This is a genomic window from Mangrovimicrobium sediminis, assembly GCF_004745945.1.
GTDB lineage: Bacteria > Pseudomonadota > Gammaproteobacteria > Pseudomonadales > Halieaceae > Mangrovimicrobium > Mangrovimicrobium sediminis.
On the sequence record NZ_SRLE01000017.1, the window covers coordinates 40,333 to 60,154 of the forward strand.

Below are 19,822 nucleotides of genomic sequence, written 5' to 3' on the forward strand. Positions count from 1 at the left end.
TCAGCCCGCATCCGGGGGATCCAGGGTAAACGGCAGGGGATGATCCAGGCGCAGCTCGCGCGGTGACACCACTGCACCCCAGGCCAGCACTTCCACCCCCTGCGCCATGGCCGCGGCGAGCGCTTCGCGGTAGGCGGGGTCGATCTCGCCCGCGGCGCTCACCCGGTGCACGCCCTCGTGGAAAACGCAGTAGAACATCAGTGCGCGGGTGCTGGCATCGCGCACTGCAGCCAGTTCGCGCAGGTGCTTGCGGCCGCGCTCGCTGACCGCGTCGGGGAATAGGCCCTGGCCAGCGCCGGTGCACAGGGTGACGCACTTGACCTCGACAAACACCCGTACGCCCGCGCCTTCCAGCAGCAGGTCGGCGCGACTGCCCTCACCGTACTTCACCTCGGCGCGCAGCTGCGGGTAGCCCTCGAAGCCGGGCACGAGCCCGGCCTCGAAGGCGGCGCGCACCACCTTGTTGGCGCGCGCCGAGTGGATACAGGCCATGCCCCGGGCGGTCTGCACCAACTCCCAGGTGTAGGGGTACTTGCGCTTGGGCGAGTCGGAGCGCGACAGCCACACCCGGCTGCCCGGCTCGGCACAGCCGGTCATGGCGCCGGTATTCGGGCAGTGGGCGGTGATCTGCTCGCCGCCATCGAGTTCGATGTCGGCGAGGAAGCGCTTGTACCGGCGCAGCAGCCGGCCGCTTACCAGGTCATCCACGGTCAGTATTCACTTCGCTTCGCTGGGGCATGGGGTGGGCATCGAGTCGCATGACCGGGCATTCTAGCAAGCCGCCGGCACGGTCCAAAAGGGAGCGCGCAGAAGGCGCAAAAACAGTGGCATCCCCGAAACCTTTCTGGTAGTTTCTCCGCCCTTGACCGAGGGGCCGGAATAGTCCGGGAGTGGACCAAAACCGACCCCAGATTCGTTTGTTTTACCGTATGGGACAAAACCATGCCGAAAGCAGCCAAGAAACCCGCCCAGAAGGCCTCTGCCTCTGAATTCAAGAATTTCACGCCCTACAAGCCGAAGCGGGGCGAGGAATACATGAATGAGAAGCAGCAGGAGCACTTCCGGGCCATCCTGCTGAGATGGAAATCCGAGCTGATGCAGGAAGTGGATCGCACCGTGACCCACATGAAGGACGAGGCGGCCAACTTCCCCGACCCGGCCGACCGCGCCACCCAGGAAGAAGAGTTCAGCCTGGAACTGCGCACCCGCGACCGCGAGCGCAAGCTGATCAAGAAGATCGACTCGACCATGGAGCGCATCGACCAGGACGACTACGGTTTCTGCGACGCCTGCGGCGTGGAAATCGGCATCAAGCGGCTGGAGGCTCGCCCCACCGCCAACCTGTGTATCGACTGCAAGACCCTGGACGAGATCAAGGAGAAGCAGGAGCTCGGCTGAGGTCTCTTGACCGCCCCGAACCCGCAATACCGGGGGCGTTTCGCCCCCTCCCCCACCGGCCCGCTGCACCTGGGCTCACTGATCGCCGCACTGGCCAGCTACCTCGACGCACGCAGCGCGGGTGGCCAGTGGCTGCTGCGCATGGAAGACCTGGACCCGCCGCGGGAGGAACCCGGCGCCGCCGAGAGTATCCTCGCCAGCCTGCGGGACCACGGCCTGCACTGGGACGGCGACGTGCTCTGGCAGAGCCGGCGCCACGACGCCTACGCCGCCGCCCTGGATCAGCTGAATGCCTCCGGCGCGCTGTTTCGCTGCGACTGCACCCGCGCCATGCTCGGACCTGGCGGCGCCTGTGCCGGCCGCTGTGCCAATCGCCAGGCAGAAATTACCGGTGAACACGCGCTGCGCCTGCGCGTCGAGCCCCGCACCGAAATCAGCTTCAGCGACCGCCTGCAGGGCGAACAACGCGAGGACCTGCACGCGACACTCCCGGATTTCGTGCTGCGCCGCAAGGACGGACTCTACGCCTACCAGCTCGCGGTGGTGGTTGACGATGCCTTCCAGGGCGTCAACCAGGTAGTGCGCGGCTCCGACCTGCTCGACTCCACCGCGCGCCAGATCTACCTGCAACAGTGTCTCGGCGTGCCGCGCGCCGACTACCTGCACCTACCGGTCATCACCAACAGCGCGGGGCAGAAGTTCAGCAAGCAGAACCACGCCCCCGCGCTGGACGCCGGGCACGCCGCCGACAACCTGCGCGCGGCACTCGCCTTTCTCGGCCAGGTGCCAGCGCCGGCGGGCACGATTACTGAGATCCTCGAGCACGCCGTCGCCCACTGGTCCGTGCAGCGATTGCCGCGGGGTATGGCCCTGCCCGCCGACGCGCTGCCCGCGCTTTACCGGCCCGGGGGGCTTGCGTAGTATCCTTGGGGATATCCCCACGGACCCCGACTATGTACATCAACCGCATGCTGGTGCTGGGCATGACGCTGGCGCTGGTCTCCTTCCCCATGTTCACGGACTGGCTGGCGCGCGACTATACAGCCTGGGAGCGCTACTACGTGGTGTGGTTGCTGGTCATCCTGTTCAGCTGGTGGGGCAACCGGTCGAGGCACCCGGATGAGCTTTAGCCTCGCGCAGGTCCTGCTGTTCGTCGCGATTTACCTGGCCCTGCTGTTCGCCGTCGCCCACCTCGCCGATCGCGGCATCATCCCGCGGCGCATCACCCATCACCCGGCGACCTACGTGCTCTCCCTCGGCGTGTTCGCCGGCGCGATGGCGACCAACGGCGTGGTCGAGGTCGCCCACCGCTACGGCTACAACTTCATCATTTATTACCTCGGGGTGGTGGTGTTATTCGTCTTCTCGACGCTGCTGCTGATTCCGCTGCTGCGTCTGTCGCGGGTCTACCAGCTGACCTCCCTGGCCGACATGCTGAGCTTCCGCTTCCGCGACAACCGGGTGGGCGCGGCGGTGACCCTGGCCATGTGCATCGCCCTGCTGCCGCTGCTCGCCCTGCAGATCCAGGCGGTGGGCGACAGCATTCACCTGATCACCGGCAATACCGGCATGCCCGCCCAGGGCGGGGTGCACCACCGCTCGGTGGCAGCGCTCACCTGCCTGGTGATCCTGGTATTCGCCATGCTGTTCGGCGCCCGCAACCTGTCCTCGCAGGCGCGCAACGAGGGCCTGGTGGTCGCGGTGGCCTTCCAGTCGCTGGTCAAGCTGGTGGCCATGCTGGCGCTGATGGCGGTCGCCATCTTCGGTGTCTTCGGCGGCTACGGCGAGATGCAGCAGTGGCTGCACGACTCGCCCCTGGCCCAGGCCCAGCTGCTGCACCGCATGCCGATCGAGAACACCCATGCGCTGATCCTGGTGTTCTTCGCTGGCGGTGTGTGCATGCCGCACGCCTTCCACATGCTGTTCGCGGAGAACATGGAGAGCCGCGACCTACGCGTGGCGACCTGGGGACTGCCGATGTACCTGATGCTGCTCAGCCTGCCGGTGCTGCCGGTGGCCTGGGCGGGTATGCAGCTGGGCTCGCCGATTCCCATGGAATACGCCGGCATCGCCATCGGCCGCTACCTCGATGCGCCGATGGTGAGCGCCGCCGCTCTGCTGGCGACGCTGTCGGCGGCCAGCGCCACCATCGTGGTCGCCACCCTGGCGCTGGCCAACATGTGCCTGAACCACCTGATCCTGCCGCTGGGCGTGTTCCGTCTCAGCCAGGACAGCGACATCTACCGCCACCTGCGCTGGCTGCGGCGCGGGCTGATCACCGTGCTGATTCTCGCCGGCTACCTGTTCTACGTGTCGCTGGAAAACCGCCAGAGCCTGGTGGAGCTGGCCTGGGTAGCATTTTCCGGCACCCTGCAGTTCCTGCCCGGGGTGGTCGCTACTCCGTACTGGCCCAACGCCAATCGTCGCGGCCTGCTGGCCGGGCTGTGCGGCGGGCTGGGTTTCTGGGTGCTGGCGGTGATGCTGCCGGTCACCCGCGGCTATATGCCGGAATTCGCCCAGCTGTGGCTGCCGGAAGTGTTCAACTCCGACGACCTGTGGAGCATCGCCACCATGCTGGCGCTGGCCATCAACGTCGCCCTTTTCGTGGTGGTATCGCTGCTCTCCCCCACCACCGAGGAAGAGCGCGTGGCGGCGGAAGTGTGCTCCATGGACGACCTCTCGCGCCCGGTGCGGCAGCTGCTGTCGCTGGCCAACGCCGGTGAGTTCACCGAACTCCTGAGCCCCGCGCTGGGCGAGCGCACAGCGCGCGCGGAGGTCGAACGGGCACTGGAGGAACTGCAGTTCACGCCCCAGGAGAGCCGGCCCTACGCCCTGCGCCGCCTGCTGCGGCGTATCGAGGCCAACCTCTCGGGCCTGCTTGGGCCGGCGGTGGCGCACAACATCATCGAGCGCTGCATTCCCATCCAGGCCGGCGGCAACGAGGACATCAACCTGATCGAGCGCTTCCTCGACGCCTCGCAGACCCAGTTCACCGGCCTTGCCGCCGACCTCGACGCCCTGCGCCGCCGCTACCGCGAGACCCTGGATACCCTGCCCGTGGGCATCTGCTCGATGGGCGCCGACGGCGAGATGCTGATGTGGAACCGCGCCATGCAGACCATGACCGGCATCCGCGCCGGCGAGGTGCTGGGTTCGCTGGTCACCACCCTGCCCGCCCCCTGGGGCGCGCTGATGGCACAGTTCAGCGCCGGCGACAGCGACACCCTGCTGCGCGAGGAGGTCGCCTCCCCCCAGGGCCAGTGCTGGATCAGCCTGCACCGCTCGACCACCGCCGAGGGCGACACCATGATCCTGGTCGAGGACATCACCGACTTCGAGCGCATGGAGGAAGAGCTGCTGCACAGCGAGCGCCTCGCCTCCATCGGCCGCCTCGCTGCCGGCGTCGCCCACGAGATCGGCAACCCGGTGACCGCAATCGCCTGCCTGGCGCAGAACCTCGAGTACGCCGAGGACCCCGCCGAGGTGAGCGCCACCGCCGAGGACATCCTGCGCCAGACCGAGCGCGTGACGCGCATCGTCGAGTCCCTGGTCAATTTCTCCCACGCCGGCTCACAGGCGGAGTCGCTGGAACTCAAGCCCTGCAACCTCGCCGACTGCGTGGACGAGGCCATCCACCTGCTGTGTCTGGACCGCGAGGCGCGCCAGGTGCGCTTCGAGAACCTGTGCGACCGCGAGATGCTGGTGCTCGCCGACAGCCAGCGCCTGCTGCAGGTGTTCGTCAACCTGCTGGGCAATGCGCGCGACGCCTGCGGCGACGACGGCCACATCACCGCCCGCGCCTACCCCCGCGACAACCGGGTACTGGTGGATGTCGAGGACAACGGCCACGGTATCCCGCCGCACCTGCACAGCCAGGTGTTCGAGCCCTTCTTCACCACCAAGGACCCGGGCAGCGGCACCGGCCTGGGGCTGGCCCTGGTGTACAGCATCATGGACGACCTGGGCGGCGCGGTGCAGCTGAGCAGCCCGCTGCAGGCGGCGCCCAACCCCGGCACGCGCTTCAGCCTGGACCTGGCGAGCGCCAGCTACGGCGACGATTTCGAGTTGTAACCTGTCACCTGCCGCCACACATGGCGATGCAAAGTGGTGTATTCTTCCCACTAGAGGTACGTTCGGTCGTCTTTGGTCCCCAGGTATCCCAACATGCAGCAAATTCTCGTCGTCGAGGATGAATCGGTCATCCGCACTGCCCTGCACCGCCTGCTCGAACGCAACGGCTACCAGGTCAGCGAGGCGGGCTCCGTGCAACAGGCGGAGGCGGAGTTCAACCTGGAAGACTTCGACCTGATCATCTCCGACCTGCGCCTGCCCGGCGCCCCCGGTACGGACCTGATCAAGAAAGCCGGTGAGGTGCCGGTACTGATCATGACCAGCTACGCCAGCCTGCGCTCCGCGGTGGACTCCATGCGCATGGGCGCGGTGGACTACATCGCCAAGCCCTTCGACCACGGCGACATGGTCAACGCCGTACAGCGCATCATCGCCGACCACCCGACGCCCCGCGCACAGCAGGAGAAAGCCGCCCGCACCCGCAGCCCCGGCGAGGCCGAGGCCACCGGCCTCATCGGCAACTGCCACGCCATGCAGGTGATGTTCGACAACCTGCAGCGCATGGCGCCCACCGAATCCACCGTGCTGGTACTGGGCGAGACCGGTACCGGTAAAGAGCTGGTGGCGCGCAACATCCACCGCCACAGCCGCCGTGCCGACAAGACCCTGATTTCAGTGAACTGCGCGGCCATTCCCGAGACCCTGATCGAATCGGAACTGTTCGGCTACGAGAAGGGCGCGTTCACCGGCGCCAACGCCAGCCGCATGGGCCTGATCGAGGCGGCGGACGGCGGCACCCTGTTCCTCGACGAGATCGGCGAGCTGCCGATGGAGGCCCAGGCGCGCCTGCTGCGCTTCATCCAGGAGGGCGAGATCCGCCGCATCGGCTCGGTGCACTCGCGCAAGGTCGACGTGCGCCTGATCTGCGCCACCCACCGCAACCTGCCGCAACTGGCCGCCAACGGCCAGTTCCGCCAGGACCTGTACTACCGCATCAACGTGCTGCGACTGTCGCTGCCGCCCCTGCGCGAGCGCGGCAAGGACATCCTGCAACTGGCCGAGAGCATGCTGCAGGTGCAGGCCACGCGCCTGGGCAAGCCGGCCATGCACCTCTCGCCGCGCGCCATCCAGGCCATCACCACCTACCAGTGGCCGGGCAACGTGCGCGAACTGGAACACGCCATCGAGCGCGCCGTGGTGCTCTCGGACGGCGAGGAAATCGAATACGAGAACCTCGGCATCGACCTGGAACTGGTCAACGTCAACCGTATCCGCGGCGAGACCGCGCCCAGCAGCAAGCCCATGGAGCGCCGCCCCCCGCCGGCCAATGAACCGCAGGAGGACCTCTCGCTGGAGGATTACTTCCAGCGCTTCGTGCTGGAACACCAGGACTCGATGAGCGAGACCGAACTGGCGCAGAAACTCGGCATCAGCCGCAAATGCCTGTGGGAAAGACGCCAGCGTTTTGACATTCCGCGCAGCAAAAGTCCGGCCTCCGCACGCCGCAGACGCGGCGGATCACGGGGTCAATAGACGTTACCTGGGACCAGTAGAGTTACAAAAAGCAGGGTAATTAGGTAACAAATTCCGAAAATTAGCACCAGTTCACAAAAGTGAAATATTTGTATCTCTTTGTTTTTTATAAATAAATCGCTTTTTGGCACACAGGATGCAATCTTTAGAGCAGTGTCACCAATAACAATAACAGGCACGGCAATAACAATAACAGTCATCACTATGGACCTGGATGGGGAAGGTAACTTCCCCTCAATTTCAAACGGCCATACCATCTTGGCAGATATATTGTCCGCCCGATGTCGTCGGAAAGAATAAGTTTGAACAACTATCGACCTTCACATCGACAGTTGCTAGTGCACTAAAAATAACAGCACCCTAGAAATAACAATAAAACTCGACGTGAGACCTGGATGGGGAAGACTTTGTCTTCCCCTTCGTTCATTTGGGGAGCCCAAACGCAAGCTCCACAGCTGTGATAGACTCGCCCGATTCCACCCCTCAGGACCAGGCGCACCCGCTCTTGAAAGTCATCCCCCGGGACCAGCACTGCATCTCGCGCAAGAATATCAGCGATGGCGCGTTGAAGGTCATGTCGCGCCTGCGCAGCCAGGGCCACCAGGCCTACCTGGTCGGCGGCGCGGTGCGCGACCTGCTGCTCGGCGGCCACCCCAAAGACTTCGACATCGCCACCGACGCCACGCCGGAGGCGGTGCACGGGCTGTTCCGCAACTCGCGCATCATCGGCCGGCGCTTTCGCATCGTGCACGTGCGCTTCGGCCGCGAGATCATCGAAGTGACCACCTTCCGCGGCCACCACGACAGCGGCGACGAGAACAGCCAGGAGACCGGCGGCAACCACTCGCGGCAATCGGACAAGGGCCTGCTGCTGCGCGACAACGTCTACGGCACCCTGGAAGAGGACGCGGTGCGCCGAGACCTCACGGTCAACGCGCTATATTACGACGCCGGCAGTTTCGAGGTGATGGATCACGTCGATGGCCTGCACGACCTCCAGCAGCGCCTGATCCGGGTGATCGGCGATCCGGCGCAGCGCTTCCGCGAGGACCCGGTGCGCATGCTGCGCGTGCTGCGCTTCGCCGGCAAGCTGGACTTCGCTATCGAGAAATCCACGGCCAACGCCATTCCCGGCTGCGCCGCGCTGCTGCGCGAGATTCCCGCAGCGCGCCTGTTCGACGAGTTCCTCAAGCTGTTCCTCAGCGGCTACGCCGCCGCCAGCCTGGAACAGCTGATGCGCCACGACCTGCTGCAGTACCTGTTCCCGGAAACCGACGTGCTGCTGCACCGCGACGAGCACGCCCTGGCCCTGTCGCGCGCCGCCATGCGCAATACCGACCAGCGCATCGCCGAGGACAAGCCGGTCACGCCGGCGTTCATCCTCGCCGCCCTGCTCTGGCCGGTGGTCGTGCGCCAGGCACGCCAGCTCGAGCATCGCGGCGAGCCGCCCGTGCCCGCCCTGCACAGCGCGGCGCAGCAGGTCATCGGCGAGGCGGTCCAGCACGTGGCCATCCCGCGGCGCTTCAGCCAGCCGATGCGCGAGATCTGGGAATTCCAGCAGCGCCTGGAAAAACGCCCCGGCAAGAAAGCCGCGGAGCTGGTCAGCCACCGCCGCTTCCGCGCCGCCTACGACTTCCTGCTGCTGCGCGAGGAGGCCGGCGAGGAGACCGGCGGCGTCGGCGCCTGGTGGACCGAATACCAGGAACTGTCCCCGGTCGAGCGCGTGGAACAGGCGCCCGAAGAACCGCGCCGCAGCGGTCGCCGGCGCCGGCCGCGCAAACGCCGCGGCAATGGCGGGAGCAGCGGCAACAGCAGCGGCAACAACAGCGGCGCATGATCGACGCCTACATCGCCCTGGGCAGCAACCTGGCTCAGCCCCTGCTCCAGTTGCGGGCCGCTGTCGCAGCGCTCGCGGCGCTGCCGCACAGCGAACTGCTGGCCTGCTCCTCAGCCTACCGCAGCGCCGCCGTCGGCCCCGGCGAGCAACCCGATTACCTGAACGCGGTGGCGCAGCTGCGCACCGACCTGCCCGCCCTGGCCCTGCTCGACGCGCTGCAGGCCATCGAGGCCGCCCGCGGCCGTGTGCGCGAGGTGCGCTGGGGCGCCAGGACCCTGGACCTGGACCTCCTGCTGTACGGCGAGCAGGCCATAGACCACCCGCGCCTGCAGGTTCCGCACCCGCGCCTGAGCGAGCGCGCTTTCGTGCTGTACCCGCTGGGTGACGTCGCGCCGGCCAATCTACTGCTGCCGGGCGGCGAGGAACTTGGTAAATTACTAGCAGCCTGCCCGCGGGGCGACCTCGCCGCCACCGACCTGTCGCTGCTCGAGACGCCGCGCGACACGTCCGGCACCGGCGGGTAACAAGCGCCAAACACAGGCCCGGAAGCCGGAGGTCAAGGCCATTAATATCGATCTCAAGGGGCGCACTCCCCCAGCGTATATCGCCGTGGAAGGGCCCATCGGGGTGGGCAAGACCACCCTCACCAAGCGCCTGGCGGCGACCTTCAACTACGAGACCCTGCTGGAGGAGGCGGAGCAGAACCCCTTCCTCGAACGCTTCTACCGCAATCGCGAGCAGGCGGCGCTGGCCACCCAGCTGTTCTTCCTGTTCCAGCGCGCGCAGAAAATCCAGGACCTGCGCCAGGCGGACATCTTCGAACCGGTGCGCGTGGCGGATTTCCTGATCGAGAAAGACCCGCTGTTCGCGCGCATCAACCTCGACCGCGAGGAGTACCAGCTGTACGAGAAGGTGTACCGGCAACTGACCATCGACGCGCCCCGCCCGGACCTCGTCATCTACCTGCAGGCCTCCACCGATGTGTTGCTATCGCGCATCGAAAGCCGTGGCATCGCCGCCGAACAGGCGATAGAACGCGCCTACCTGGAGCGCCTGAACGAAGTGTACAGTGAGTTTTTTCTGTATTACGATGGCGCTCCCCTGCTCATCGTGAATGCCAGCCAGATCGACCTGGTCAGCGGCGACAGGGACTACAGCCACTTGGTGGACTACCTGCTCGACATCCGCAGCGGTCGCCACTACTTCAACCCGACCTTTTTTGGTTAGCCATGGGCAAAGTCACCGTCAGCACCCTTAAAAAGATGAAGGCCGAGGGTGAGAAGTTCGTCTGCATCACCGCCTACGACGCCACCTTCGCCCGGGTCGTGGGGGAAGCCGGCGCCGAGGTCATCCTGGTCGGTGACTCCCTGGGCAACGTGATCCAGGGCCACGACAGCACCATCCCCGTGACCATGGATCACATGGTCTACCACACCGACTGCGTGTGCCGCGCGGCGGTGGATTCACTGGTCATCGCCGACCTGCCGTTCATGGCCTACACCACCCCCGAGCAGACCATGGCCAATGCCACCCGCCTGATGCAGGCCGGGGCGCAGATGGTCAAGATGGAAGGCGGCGTGTGGTTGTCCGAGAGCATCAGCATGCTGGTGGAGCGCGGCGTGCCGGTGTGCGCCCACCTCGGCCTGACCCCGCAGTCGGTGAACGTGTTCGGCGGCTACCGCGTGCAGGGCCGCACCCCCAAGGGCGCCAAGTCCATCCTCGCCGACGCGGTGGAGATCCAGGACGCCGGCGCAAGCCTGCTGGTGCTGGAATGCATCCCCCAGGACCTGGCCGCAGACATCAGCTCCAAGCTGGATATCCCGGTGATCGGTATCGGCGCCGGCCCCGGCACCGATGCCCAGGTGCTGGTGCTGCACGACCTGCTCGGGCTGTCCGAGCACACCGCGCGTTTCGTGCAGAACTTCATGGCCGGCCAGGACTCGATCGCGGGCGGCGTGCGCGCCTTCGTCGAGGCGGTCAAATCCGGCGACTACCCGCGCCCGGAACACAGCTACCAGTGAGCCATTCCGGGGCCTGCGGCGCCCCAGAAGTAACGCACCATAATGGCACAATCGTAACCCCCGTGCCCTGAGAGCCCCTATTCCAGCCCGCTTTAACCCATTTTTGTTACAGACGCCGCTTCTTTCGGTAACACAGAACGTGAATTCTTCCTAAAATGGCATTGCCCGTTACCGGGGCATGGTGCATACTGCCCCTCCCCCCGACAGCACCGTTTTGGCCCGGGGGATGCGCCATACCGTGACAACGGGTTTAGCGTCGCCATTTCCGTCCCGCGGGGAGAGGTAGCTATGCGAACTTGTACGACCAATGCCCAGCTCAGGGCCGCGCTGCAGCGTCACCGCACCGACAACCTGAGCATCGCCTTTGTCCCCACCATGGGGAACCTGCACGAGGGTCATCTCAACCTGGTGCGGCGGGCCAAGGCCATGTGCGACATCGTGGTCGTCTCCATTTTCGTCAACCCCCTGCAGTTCGGTCCCAACGAAGACCTCGACAACTACCCACGCACCCTCGCCGCGGACAAGGAAAAGCTGTTCAGCGAAGGCGTGCACCTGCTGTTCGCGCCGGGCGTCGAGGAGATCTACCCCGAGGGTATGCAGTCGCAGACCGTGGTCAGCGTGCCCGACCTCGGCGACACCCTGTGCGGCGCCAGCCGGCCCGGGCACTTCGACGGCGTCACCACCGTGGTCAGCAAGCTGCTGAACATTGTCGGCCCGGACGTCGCCGTATTCGGCGAGAAGGACTTCCAGCAGCTGTCCATCGTGCGCAAGATGGTCAAGGACCTGTGCATGCCGGTGGACATCGTCGCCGTGGCCACCGCCCGCGATGACGACGGCCTGGCCAAGAGTTCGCGCAACGGCTACCTCACCTCGCGCCAGCGCAGCATCGCGCCGCTGCTGCACGAGACCCTGGCCAACACCCGCGAGGCGATCGCCTGCGGTTTCGACAATTTCCTGCAACTGGAGTCCCACGCGCGCATGAAACTGCTGCAGGCGGGCTTCGAGCCGGACTACTTCGCCATTCGCGATGCGCGCACCCTGCGCGCGGTCACCGACGGCACCGAGGAAATCGCCATTCTCGCCGCCGCCCGGCTGGGCAACACGCGGCTTATCGACAACGTGCGCCTGGCCCTCAATCCGGTCTCCGACTGGGGCATGCTGGCCGACGCCTGATCCTGCTCCACGCGTCCGCCCTCACCCCGGCACGTTCGTCGCGTCGCTGCGACTGACCGGCGACCCGCACTTGGTTCCCCGCCGCTTTTACCCGTATAGTCTCGCCACACCCTGACCCAGGTAATCCCATGCTGACTTCCCCACACCGCGCCGCGGCGCGTCCTCTACTGTCCCTGGCCGCCGCACTGGTCACCACGCTGGGCCTGCACGCCACCGCCCAGGCGAGCACCGACGGCTGGACGCAGCGCATGCAGGCCGAGAGCGATATCAACCAGCTCGGCCGCCTCTACCTCGAACTGAGCCTCGAGGAAGATCCGGTGACTGCAGCCACCTACGGCATCCACGGCCGCAGCGATGGCGACTATTACTACGATCACCACCTGCCCGCCCTCTCGCCGCAGGCGCGCGCCGGCTTCGCGGCGCAGCGTGCGGCACTGCAGGCAAAGCTGGATGCGCTGCCGGTGAAATCGCTGTCGCGCAGCGACCAGATCGACCTGCACATCCTGAAAAAGCGCATCGCCTACGACCGCATGGTCATCGAGGAACTCAAGCAGCACGAGGACCCCGTCGCACTGGCCAACCAGCTCGGTACCGCATTCTCCGGCCTGGTGCTGCGCGAGTACGCACCCCTGGACCAGCGCCTGCTGAGTTTTGGCGCGCGCTGCGAGCAGACCCCCGACTACCTGGCGGGCGCGCAGGCGGATTTCGCGCCGGCGAACGTGCAGCCCACGGAAATGGCCAAGGCCATCGCACTGTCCAGCCTGCAGGGCATGACCGCGGAGGGTACGCTGTTCGACAAGACCCTGCCCGAGCTGCTCGGCGACTCCGGCCTGGATGACAAACAGCGCGCCGCCATCCGCGCCAGTTGCGACGAGGCGGTGGCCGCCATCGACGCGTTCACCGGCTGGTTCGAGAGCACGGTGGTGCCGCGCGAGAACAGCGAATGGCGCCTGGGCAAGGCGCTATACGATCGCAAGTACGAGCTGCAACTGGACTTCCCGGTCGGCCCCGACGCGCTGCTGGCCCGCGCCGAGCAATGGCTGGAGAGCGAAAGCGCCAAGCTGGTCGAGATCGGCCGCAGGATTCACGACGACTACCTGGCCAAAGAGCTGGCGGCGGGCACGGTCAGCCCCGCGGCGCAACTCGATGACCAGCAGGTGGTGCGCGACATCTTCACCAAGCTCGCCGAGGACCGCTCCAGCGTCGACACCCTGATCGAGGACAGCTACGCCCTGGCCGACAGCATCATCGGCTTCGTCGAGAAGAAACAGCTGATGGACCTGCCGCCGGCGTCCAAGCTGCGCATCGAGCAGACCCCGCCGCACCTGTCCGGCGTGGCGGTCGCGATGATCGCCACCGCCCCGCCCTTCGAGCCGGACCTGGAGTCGGTGTGGTTCTGGGATCTCGACCTGCTGGCGGGTTCCGAGGACTACCTCAAGGAGTACAACCGGGCCTCGCTGGCGCTGGTCTACATCCACGAGGGCGTCCCCGGGCATTTCGTCCAGCTCGAGTACTCGAACCGCGCCGAGCGCCTGATTCCCAAGGTGTTCTGGAACGGCGCCATGGTCGAGGGCTGGGCGACCTACATCACCACCCAGCTGGTGGCGCAGGGCTACACGGTATACCCGGATGAACCCTGGGGGCAGGATATCCAGAAGATGGTCGACGCCAAGATGGTACTGCGCTCGATCATCAACGCGATCATCGACCTGCGCCTGCAGCGCACCGACTACGCCGAGGAAGACGCCCTGAAACTGATGACCGAGCGCGGTTTCCAGGAGCCCTCAGAGGCAAAGGGCAAGCTGGTGCGCGCCAAGCTGAGCTCAGTGCAGCTGGCTAGCTACTTCGCCGGCCAGTCCGCGATCGAGGAGATCCTCGCCGAGTACCGCATCCAGCGGGGTGAGAAGTTCAGCTACAAGGACTTCAACGAGCGCCTGGTGGGTGCCGGCTCGCCGCCGTTCTTCGCCATCCGCGAGTTCATGCTGGGCAACGCCCCCGCGGCCTACTAGCGCAACGCCGGTGTGTGCGGGTAATTCCCGTGTACGCCGGTAACCTTCCGCCGACCGGGGACATTTAGACCTTGGTCGGCTTGAATCACCCGCCGCTCCCCGTATTATCGTCTATCCGATAATGAGAAGCGGAGCACGCGTCATGCACCACGAGTTCCCCGTACACCCCGTGCCGGCCAATTTCCGGGACGCGCACATCAATGCCGAGCAGTACCGCAGCATGTACCAGCGCTCCATCGAGGATCCGGACGGGTTCTGGGGGGAACTGGCCGGCGAATTCCTGAGCTGGGACCAGCCCTGGACACGGGTCGTCGACTACGACTTCACCAAAGGCGAGGCCAACTGGTTCGACGGGGGCAAGCTCAACGTCAGCTACAACTGCATCGACCGCCACCTGCCCGAGCGCGCCGACCAGACCGCGCTGATCTGGGAGGGCGACGACCCTGGCGACAGCATGCATATCACCTACGCCGAGCTCAAGGACCACGTCTGCCGCCTGGCCAACGCGCTCAAAGCCCGCGGCGTGAAAAGCGGCGATCGCGTGTGCATCTATATGCCGATGATCCCCGAGGCGTCCTACGCCATGCTCGCCTGCGCGCGCATCGGCGCCGTGCACTCCGTCGTGTTCGGCGGCTTCTCGCCGGAAGCCCTGAAAGACCGCATTCTCGATTCCGACTGCCAGGTGCTGATCACCGCCGACGAGGGCGTGCGCGGCGGCAAGAAGGTACCGCTGAAGGTCAATGCCGACAAGGCGCTGGACGCCTGCCCCGACGTACACACCTGCCTGGTGGTGCGGCGCACCGGCGCCGACGTGGCCTGGAACGGCGAGCGCGACTACTGGTACGACGAACTGGTGGGCGGCCAGTCCACCGACTGCGCGCCGGAGTCGATGGACGCCGAAGCGCCGCTGTTCATCCTCTATACCTCGGGTTCCACCGGTAAGCCCAAGGGTGTGCTGCACACCACCGGCGGCTACCTGCTGCAGAGCGCGGTGACCTTCAAGTACACCTTCGACTACCGCGAGGGCGAGGTCTACTGGTGCACCGCCGACGTCGGCTGGATCACCGGCCACAGCTACATCGTCTACGGCCCGCTGGCCTGTGGCGCCACCTCGCTGATGTTCGAGGGCGTGCCCACCTACCCGAACTACAGCCGCTGCTGGGACGTGGTCGACAAGCACGGCGTGAATATCTTCTACACCGCGCCGACCGCCATCCGCGCCCTGCACTCCGAGGGCGACGAGCCGGTCACCAGCACCTCGCGCGCCAGCCTGCGCCTGCTCGGCACCGTGGGCGAGCCGATCAACCCGGAAGCCTGGGAGTGGTATTACAAGGTGGTGGGCGAGTCGCGCTGCCCGATCGTCGACACCTGGTGGCAGACCGAGACCGGCGCGCACATGATCACCCCCCTGCCCGGCGCCACCGACCTCAAGCCCGGCTCCGCCAGCTTCCCCATGTTCGGCGTGGACGTCGCGCTACTGGATGAATCCGGCAAGGAAATCGAGGGCCCCGGCGCCGGCTACCTGGTGGTCAAGGCCTCCTGGCCGTCGCAGATCCGCACCGTGTACGGCGATCACCAGCGCATGATCGATACCTACTTCAGCAACTACAAGGGCTACTACTTCACCGGCGACGGCGCCAGCCGCGACGCCGACGGCTACTACTGGATCACCGGGCGGGTCGACGACGTGCTCAACGTCTCCGGCCACCGCATGGGTACTGCGGAAGTGGAGAGCGCCCTGGTGCTGCACGAGGACGTGGCCGAGGCCGCGGTGGTCGGCTACCCCCACGACATCAAGGGCCAGGGCATCTACGCCTATGTCACCCTGATGCACGGCCACGCGCCCAGCGACGACCTGCGCAAGGAGCTCATCGCCCTGTGCGTGGAGGAGATCGGCCCGATCGCCAAGCCGGACATCATCCAGTGGGCGCCGGACCTGCCCAAGACCCGCTCCGGCAAGATCATGCGCCGCATCCTGCGCAAGATTGCCGAGAACGAGCTGGGCTCGCTGGGCGATACCAGCACCCTGGCCGACCCCAGCGTGGTCGACAAGCTGATCGCCGACCGGCCCCAGCCCTGATCGCGCGGCGCCGGGCCTGCCCCGGCGCCCGCCACTTCCCCGAAGCGCTACTGGATTTCGCGCACCCCGGTCTCGGTACCGGGCTCGATCTCCTCGTGCACATTGATCAGCGGCGCCAGCATCGCCTCGCGGCCCAGGTAATAGCTCTGCTCGCGCACCACCTCGCGGTAGGCCTTGTTCAGGGCCATGGCGCGGGCGGGCGAGGTGAACAGCAGCTCCGCGATATCATCACGAACCTTCGCCAGTTCAGCCTCTTTCAGTTTCCCCTGGGCATCGAAGAAGCGATCGCGCAGTTCCCGGTTGGCGCGGAACTCGTCGCCGGCGCCATTGCTCGCCAGGTAGTGCGCGTATTCAAAACTGCCATCGGCGAGACGGCGCTCCGGCGTACCGCGCAGGCCTTTCTGGCTCCAGTGGTACCAGCCGGCCTGGAATGCGTCGCTACCCAGCTTGCGCTCGAAGGAGAATACGCCATCGCGATTGCCGCCGATGCCGCCGTGGCAGCCGACGCAGAACACCAGTTCCTCGTAGGTCTGTGGGCGCAGCTCACCTGATGCGTCCTCGATGAACGCGGTGTAGGCCCAGCCCTGGCCGTTGCTGACACCGGACTCGAGGTTGCCGCGCACGGTCTTCAGGCGGTTGGGGAAGTCGCGTTTTTCCTTGAACTCCGCCGCCGCCTTGGCCTCCAGCTTTGAATAGTCCACCCACAGGCGCTTGAGCGCGTAGCGCACTTCCTTCATGCGCGGCGCCAGGCGGTTGTCGCCGTTCTCGTCGACGTCCACGTAGCGCACCGTGTGCAGGAACTCCGTGCCCTCGGGGTAGAGGCCCGCGGCGAGGTGCACCTCGCCAGCGCGCTGCGCGTCGCGGGCCTGGCCGACATAGGACATCAGGCGCTGCTCCAGCGGGGCCCAGTCGTAGACCACCTTGCTGGCGCTGCCGATACGGCCGTCCCTGTCCAGGTCGATGCCGCCGAGGGCGGCCTCATCCACCGGCTCAATTGGGATATCGCGCTCCGTGACCAGCGCCTCGACGATGGCGAGGTTGGTGCGGTACACGGCGAGGTCGGGCTTGCCGTCCAGGCCAGTGCGAAACGCCTGCGGCAGGCGGATCAGGACATCATCGGTGGAGCCATTCGCTGGCCAGAAGGCCCCGGGGACCGGGTGGTAGGCGAAGGCGCGCCAGCCGGTGGCATTCCCCTGCGGGTCATGGTCGAAGCCCTGCGCATCGAAGTTGAAATACACGTCTGGCCGGAAACCGTCCCAGCGGCCGTTGCCGTCGTAGTCCCATTCCTGCGGCGGGTCGGCGAGCACGTCGTACAGGCTGATCCCGCCACTGGCGTTGAAATAGTTGCTGGTGCGGACGTACTCGAGAATCTCCGCATCGGAGGTATCGCGGATGGCCGCGCTGCGATCCGCGAACAGGTTGGTCCAGTGATTGACCGCGAGATCCTCGGGAAAATCGTAGGCCAGCTGCAGGTCGGCATCGTAGGTGTAGTTCGGCCGGCGCGGCACCGTGTGGCAGGTGTAGCAGGGGTTGTGCGCCCGCCCTGCCTCATCCTGGGTTTTCGTGTAGCACTGGGGTGGGATATAGGCCGCCGGGTTTCTCAGGGTACGCGAGGTCAGGGGCAGTGGAGTATCAGCCGCAGAGGGGAGATTGCTGTCTCCCGCGGCGAGCACCGTTGCGGTCAGCAGGCTGGCGCCAAAGGTGCCAGCCGCCATGAATAGGGAATGTTTCAAATGTTTCATACTGGATTTCTGTTCACTGTGTTCTGGCCAACTGTCGGAAACGCAAAAGGACCCCTGCCTGAGGGGTCCTTCCACGGGTAATGAACGCGGGTAGAATTCCCCGGCCGTGGCCGGGGATCGCCGGTCAGGATCAGGGCTGGTACGGGAACGGACCCACGAAGCCGGTGTAACCGCGTGCCTCTTGCGCACTTTCCAGCTTGTCCTGGTCGGATTCACCGAACGGGTGCTGGATGACGGACATCAGGTAGCCGTGGCCGCGGATGTCCGGGTAGAAGTACGGTGAGGTCGTCTCAGAACCGTAGGGCGTGGTCTGCAGACGGGTCAATTCACCGGATTCCAGGTTGTAGGCCCAGATCATGTCGTTCTGGTGCTGGCCGGTGTCCTCGCCGATGATCAGGGTGTTGTAGCCGGGGATGAAGGTCACGTTGTCCGGCTCGGCGATCGCGTTCAGGTCACACTGGTTGGCGGCGTAGGGGCCGTCCGCGGGGTAGGGGTTGTCCTCCAGCGCGCCGCGGCTGTAGGTGCGCGGCTCGCCGAACACCAGGCCGTGCATGCCCGTGGCCACGTAGTTGCTGTCCAGGTCCAGCGCATACACCGTGCCGCAGTAGTTGTAGGGCACGCTCATGTCGCCGGCGCCGTCAGTCATAGCCGTGCGCACGCGGGACATGGCCAGGTACATGGTGTTGGTGGCCGGGTCGTGGGTGATGCCTTCCATCTTCTCGAACTCGGTGGTCGCACCCAGCAGGCTGGCGTAGCGGCTGGTTTCCAGGAAGGCGGCCGCCATGTCCATGCCCGGCTTGACCTTCAGGCACTCGCTGGAGGCGTCGCGGGTAGAGACCTCGGTGCAACCGTCGACATCCTCTTCAAAGATATCGGCAAAGGTCACGCCGCTGTCTATGATGGCGCGGATCTCGCTGTTGGTAGCGTGGCCCAGCGGAACCCAGTTGAGGTCGGCGCTGCCGCCATCGCGGTCGGCCTTGGCTACGCGCTCGTCGGCGCCGTACCAGGGTGAAGTCTGCACCCACTTGGCGGCGTACAGGGTACCCGCGCTGAGGTCGCCGGCCTTGTCTGCCTCGAAGCGGAACAGGCCCACGCGGGAGCCGTCATCGGAGGTGTAGACGGTCTTGTTGTTGGGCATGACGTAGGACAGCTCGATGGCCACGCGGCCCATCGCATAGTGTTTCTCGACCTTGGCGTTAGCGAAGCTCTTGACGTCCACCTCGATGTTATAGCCGTAGTCGTAGGGGTTCATGTAGTCCTGCGCGAGCATCGGCAGCTCGGCGCCTGAGGCGCCCTTGGCTTCGGGGAAGTAGCGCACCATCGCAGCGTTGTAGCCATCGATGTTGCCATCGCGCCACTGCTTGGCATCCGGCGGGTACTCCTCGGAACCGAGGTGGTTGCCCCAGGGGGTGACGGAGCCGGCGCAGTGCACCCAGCCGCCGTTGAAGTCGGAGAAGTCCAGCGGACGCGTGCGGATCGGCTTGATTTCGCCAGTGGCCGGGTTCTGGCGCACTTCGGTGAGGTACATCGCAGCGGGGCGATCCTCGAAGTGGGAGACCATGTACAGGTCGCCACCGCGGCCGCGCACCAGCGAGGCGAAGTCGTTGCTGCTGGAGACGGCAACTGAACCGTCTTCGGCGATGATCGGGTCGCCGTTGATGTCCACCAGCGTGCCGTAGGGCATGGAAGCAGGGCTGGGCTGATCGCCGGAGCGCATGATGGTGTTGAACTTAACGTCGAACTGCTCACCATCCATGATGCCGAACTGCGAGGTCAGCACGCTGCGCTTGTCGAGATCGTTGGTGGGGATGGGCGCGTTGGTAAATTCGAGGCTGCCTGCCTGGGCGCCGGCGGCGGCCATGGCGACGGCGATGGAAAGGATTTTCTTGCCTGGCATGGGTGGGGCTCCTGCTCTTCTGGTGGGTGTGGAGGTAACTGCAGGTAAACTAGGCGCCGGA

At 65.9% G+C, this 19,822-nt stretch carries 15 protein-coding genes; 12 read left to right on the top strand and 3 right to left on the bottom strand.

Features of this window, described 5'->3' with window-relative positions; translation table 11 throughout:
* On the bottom strand, nucleotides 1-717 hold the full coding sequence (sfsA, locus tag E4634_RS20185) for a DNA/RNA nuclease SfsA (RefSeq protein WP_434783513.1): 717 nt from the start codon (nucleotides 715-717) through the stop codon (nucleotides 1-3).
* 225 nt (nucleotides 718-942) lie between these two features.
* On the opposite strand from sfsA, the gene dksA reads away from it, so the two are divergent.
* The 12 genes from dksA (at nucleotide 943) to acs (ending at nucleotide 16,122) form a co-directional block, all read left to right on the top strand.
* Nucleotides 943-1,398: an RNA polymerase-binding protein DksA gene (dksA, locus tag E4634_RS20190; protein ID WP_135446491.1), complete on the top strand. Its 456-nt coding sequence runs from the start codon at nucleotides 943-945 to the stop codon at nucleotides 1,396-1,398.
* A gap of 6 nt (nucleotides 1,399-1,404) precedes the next feature.
* Complete coding sequence (gene gluQRS, locus E4634_RS20195; protein ID WP_135446492.1) at nucleotides 1,405-2,319, top strand: tRNA glutamyl-Q(34) synthetase GluQRS; 915 nt, start codon at nucleotides 1,405-1,407, stop codon at nucleotides 2,317-2,319.
* 32 nt (nucleotides 2,320-2,351) lie between these two features.
* Nucleotides 2,352-2,528, top strand: a complete 177-nt coding sequence (locus tag E4634_RS21565) for a hypothetical protein (protein WP_167855007.1) — start codon at nucleotides 2,352-2,354, stop codon at nucleotides 2,526-2,528.
* Nucleotides 2,518-5,469, top strand: a complete 2,952-nt coding sequence (locus E4634_RS20200) for an ATP-binding protein (protein ID WP_135446493.1) — start codon at nucleotides 2,518-2,520, stop codon at nucleotides 5,467-5,469. Before E4634_RS21565 ends, E4634_RS20200 begins: the two co-directional genes overlap by 11 nt.
* A 93-nt stretch (nucleotides 5,470-5,562) precedes the next feature.
* Nucleotides 5,563-7,002, top strand: a complete 1,440-nt coding sequence (locus E4634_RS20205; protein WP_135446494.1) for a sigma-54-dependent transcriptional regulator — start codon at nucleotides 5,563-5,565, stop codon at nucleotides 7,000-7,002.
* A 505-nt stretch (nucleotides 7,003-7,507) separates the two neighbouring features.
* Complete coding sequence (pcnB, locus tag E4634_RS20210; RefSeq protein ID WP_135446495.1) at nucleotides 7,508-8,839, top strand: polynucleotide adenylyltransferase PcnB; 1,332 nt, start codon at nucleotides 7,508-7,510, stop codon at nucleotides 8,837-8,839.
* Entirely contained in the window at nucleotides 8,836-9,363 is a 528-nt protein-coding gene (gene folK / locus E4634_RS20215; RefSeq protein ID WP_135446496.1) for a 2-amino-4-hydroxy-6-hydroxymethyldihydropteridine diphosphokinase, read from the top strand. Before pcnB ends, folK begins: the two co-directional genes overlap by 4 nt.
* 85 nt (nucleotides 9,364-9,448) lie before the next feature.
* Complete coding sequence (locus E4634_RS20220; RefSeq protein WP_434783512.1) at nucleotides 9,449-10,066, top strand: deoxynucleoside kinase; 618 nt, start codon at nucleotides 9,449-9,451, stop codon at nucleotides 10,064-10,066.
* A 2-nt stretch (nucleotides 10,067-10,068) separates the two neighbouring features.
* A complete protein-coding gene (panB, locus tag E4634_RS20225; protein ID WP_135446498.1) occupies nucleotides 10,069-10,860 on the top strand; it encodes a 3-methyl-2-oxobutanoate hydroxymethyltransferase in 792 nt (263 codons plus the stop codon).
* A 288-nt stretch (nucleotides 10,861-11,148) separates the two neighbouring features.
* Nucleotides 11,149-12,033 (top strand): pantoate--beta-alanine ligase, encoded by an 885-nt coding sequence (panC, locus tag E4634_RS20230; protein ID WP_135446499.1) that lies wholly within the window; start codon nucleotides 11,149-11,151, stop codon nucleotides 12,031-12,033.
* 128 nt (nucleotides 12,034-12,161) lie between these two features.
* The gene (locus E4634_RS20235) at nucleotides 12,162-14,042 is read left to right on the top strand and encodes a DUF885 domain-containing protein (RefSeq protein ID WP_135446500.1); all 1,881 of its coding nucleotides are present in this window, start codon (nucleotides 12,162-12,164) and stop codon (nucleotides 14,040-14,042) included.
* 142 nt (nucleotides 14,043-14,184) lie between these two features.
* Nucleotides 14,185-16,122 carry an acetate--CoA ligase gene (gene acs / locus E4634_RS20240; protein WP_135446501.1) on the top strand — a complete coding sequence of 646 codons (1,938 nt, stop codon included), beginning with the start codon at nucleotides 14,185-14,187 and terminating at the stop codon, nucleotides 16,120-16,122.
* Nucleotides 16,123-16,169: 47 nt separating this feature from the next.
* Here acs and E4634_RS20245 read toward each other — a convergent pair whose 3' ends face one another.
* Both E4634_RS20245 and E4634_RS20250 read right to left on the bottom strand, forming a co-directional pair.
* The gene (locus E4634_RS20245; protein WP_206046967.1) at nucleotides 16,170-17,855 is read right to left on the bottom strand and encodes an Aq_1262 family (lipo)protein; all 1,686 of its coding nucleotides are present in this window, start codon (nucleotides 17,853-17,855) and stop codon (nucleotides 16,170-16,172) included.
* A 139-nt stretch (nucleotides 17,856-17,994) separates the two neighbouring features.
* Nucleotides 17,995-19,761 (bottom strand): PhoX family protein, encoded by a 1,767-nt coding sequence (locus E4634_RS20250; RefSeq protein ID WP_135446502.1) that lies wholly within the window; start codon nucleotides 19,759-19,761, stop codon nucleotides 17,995-17,997.
* Between the last annotated feature and the right edge of the window lie 61 nt (nucleotides 19,762-19,822).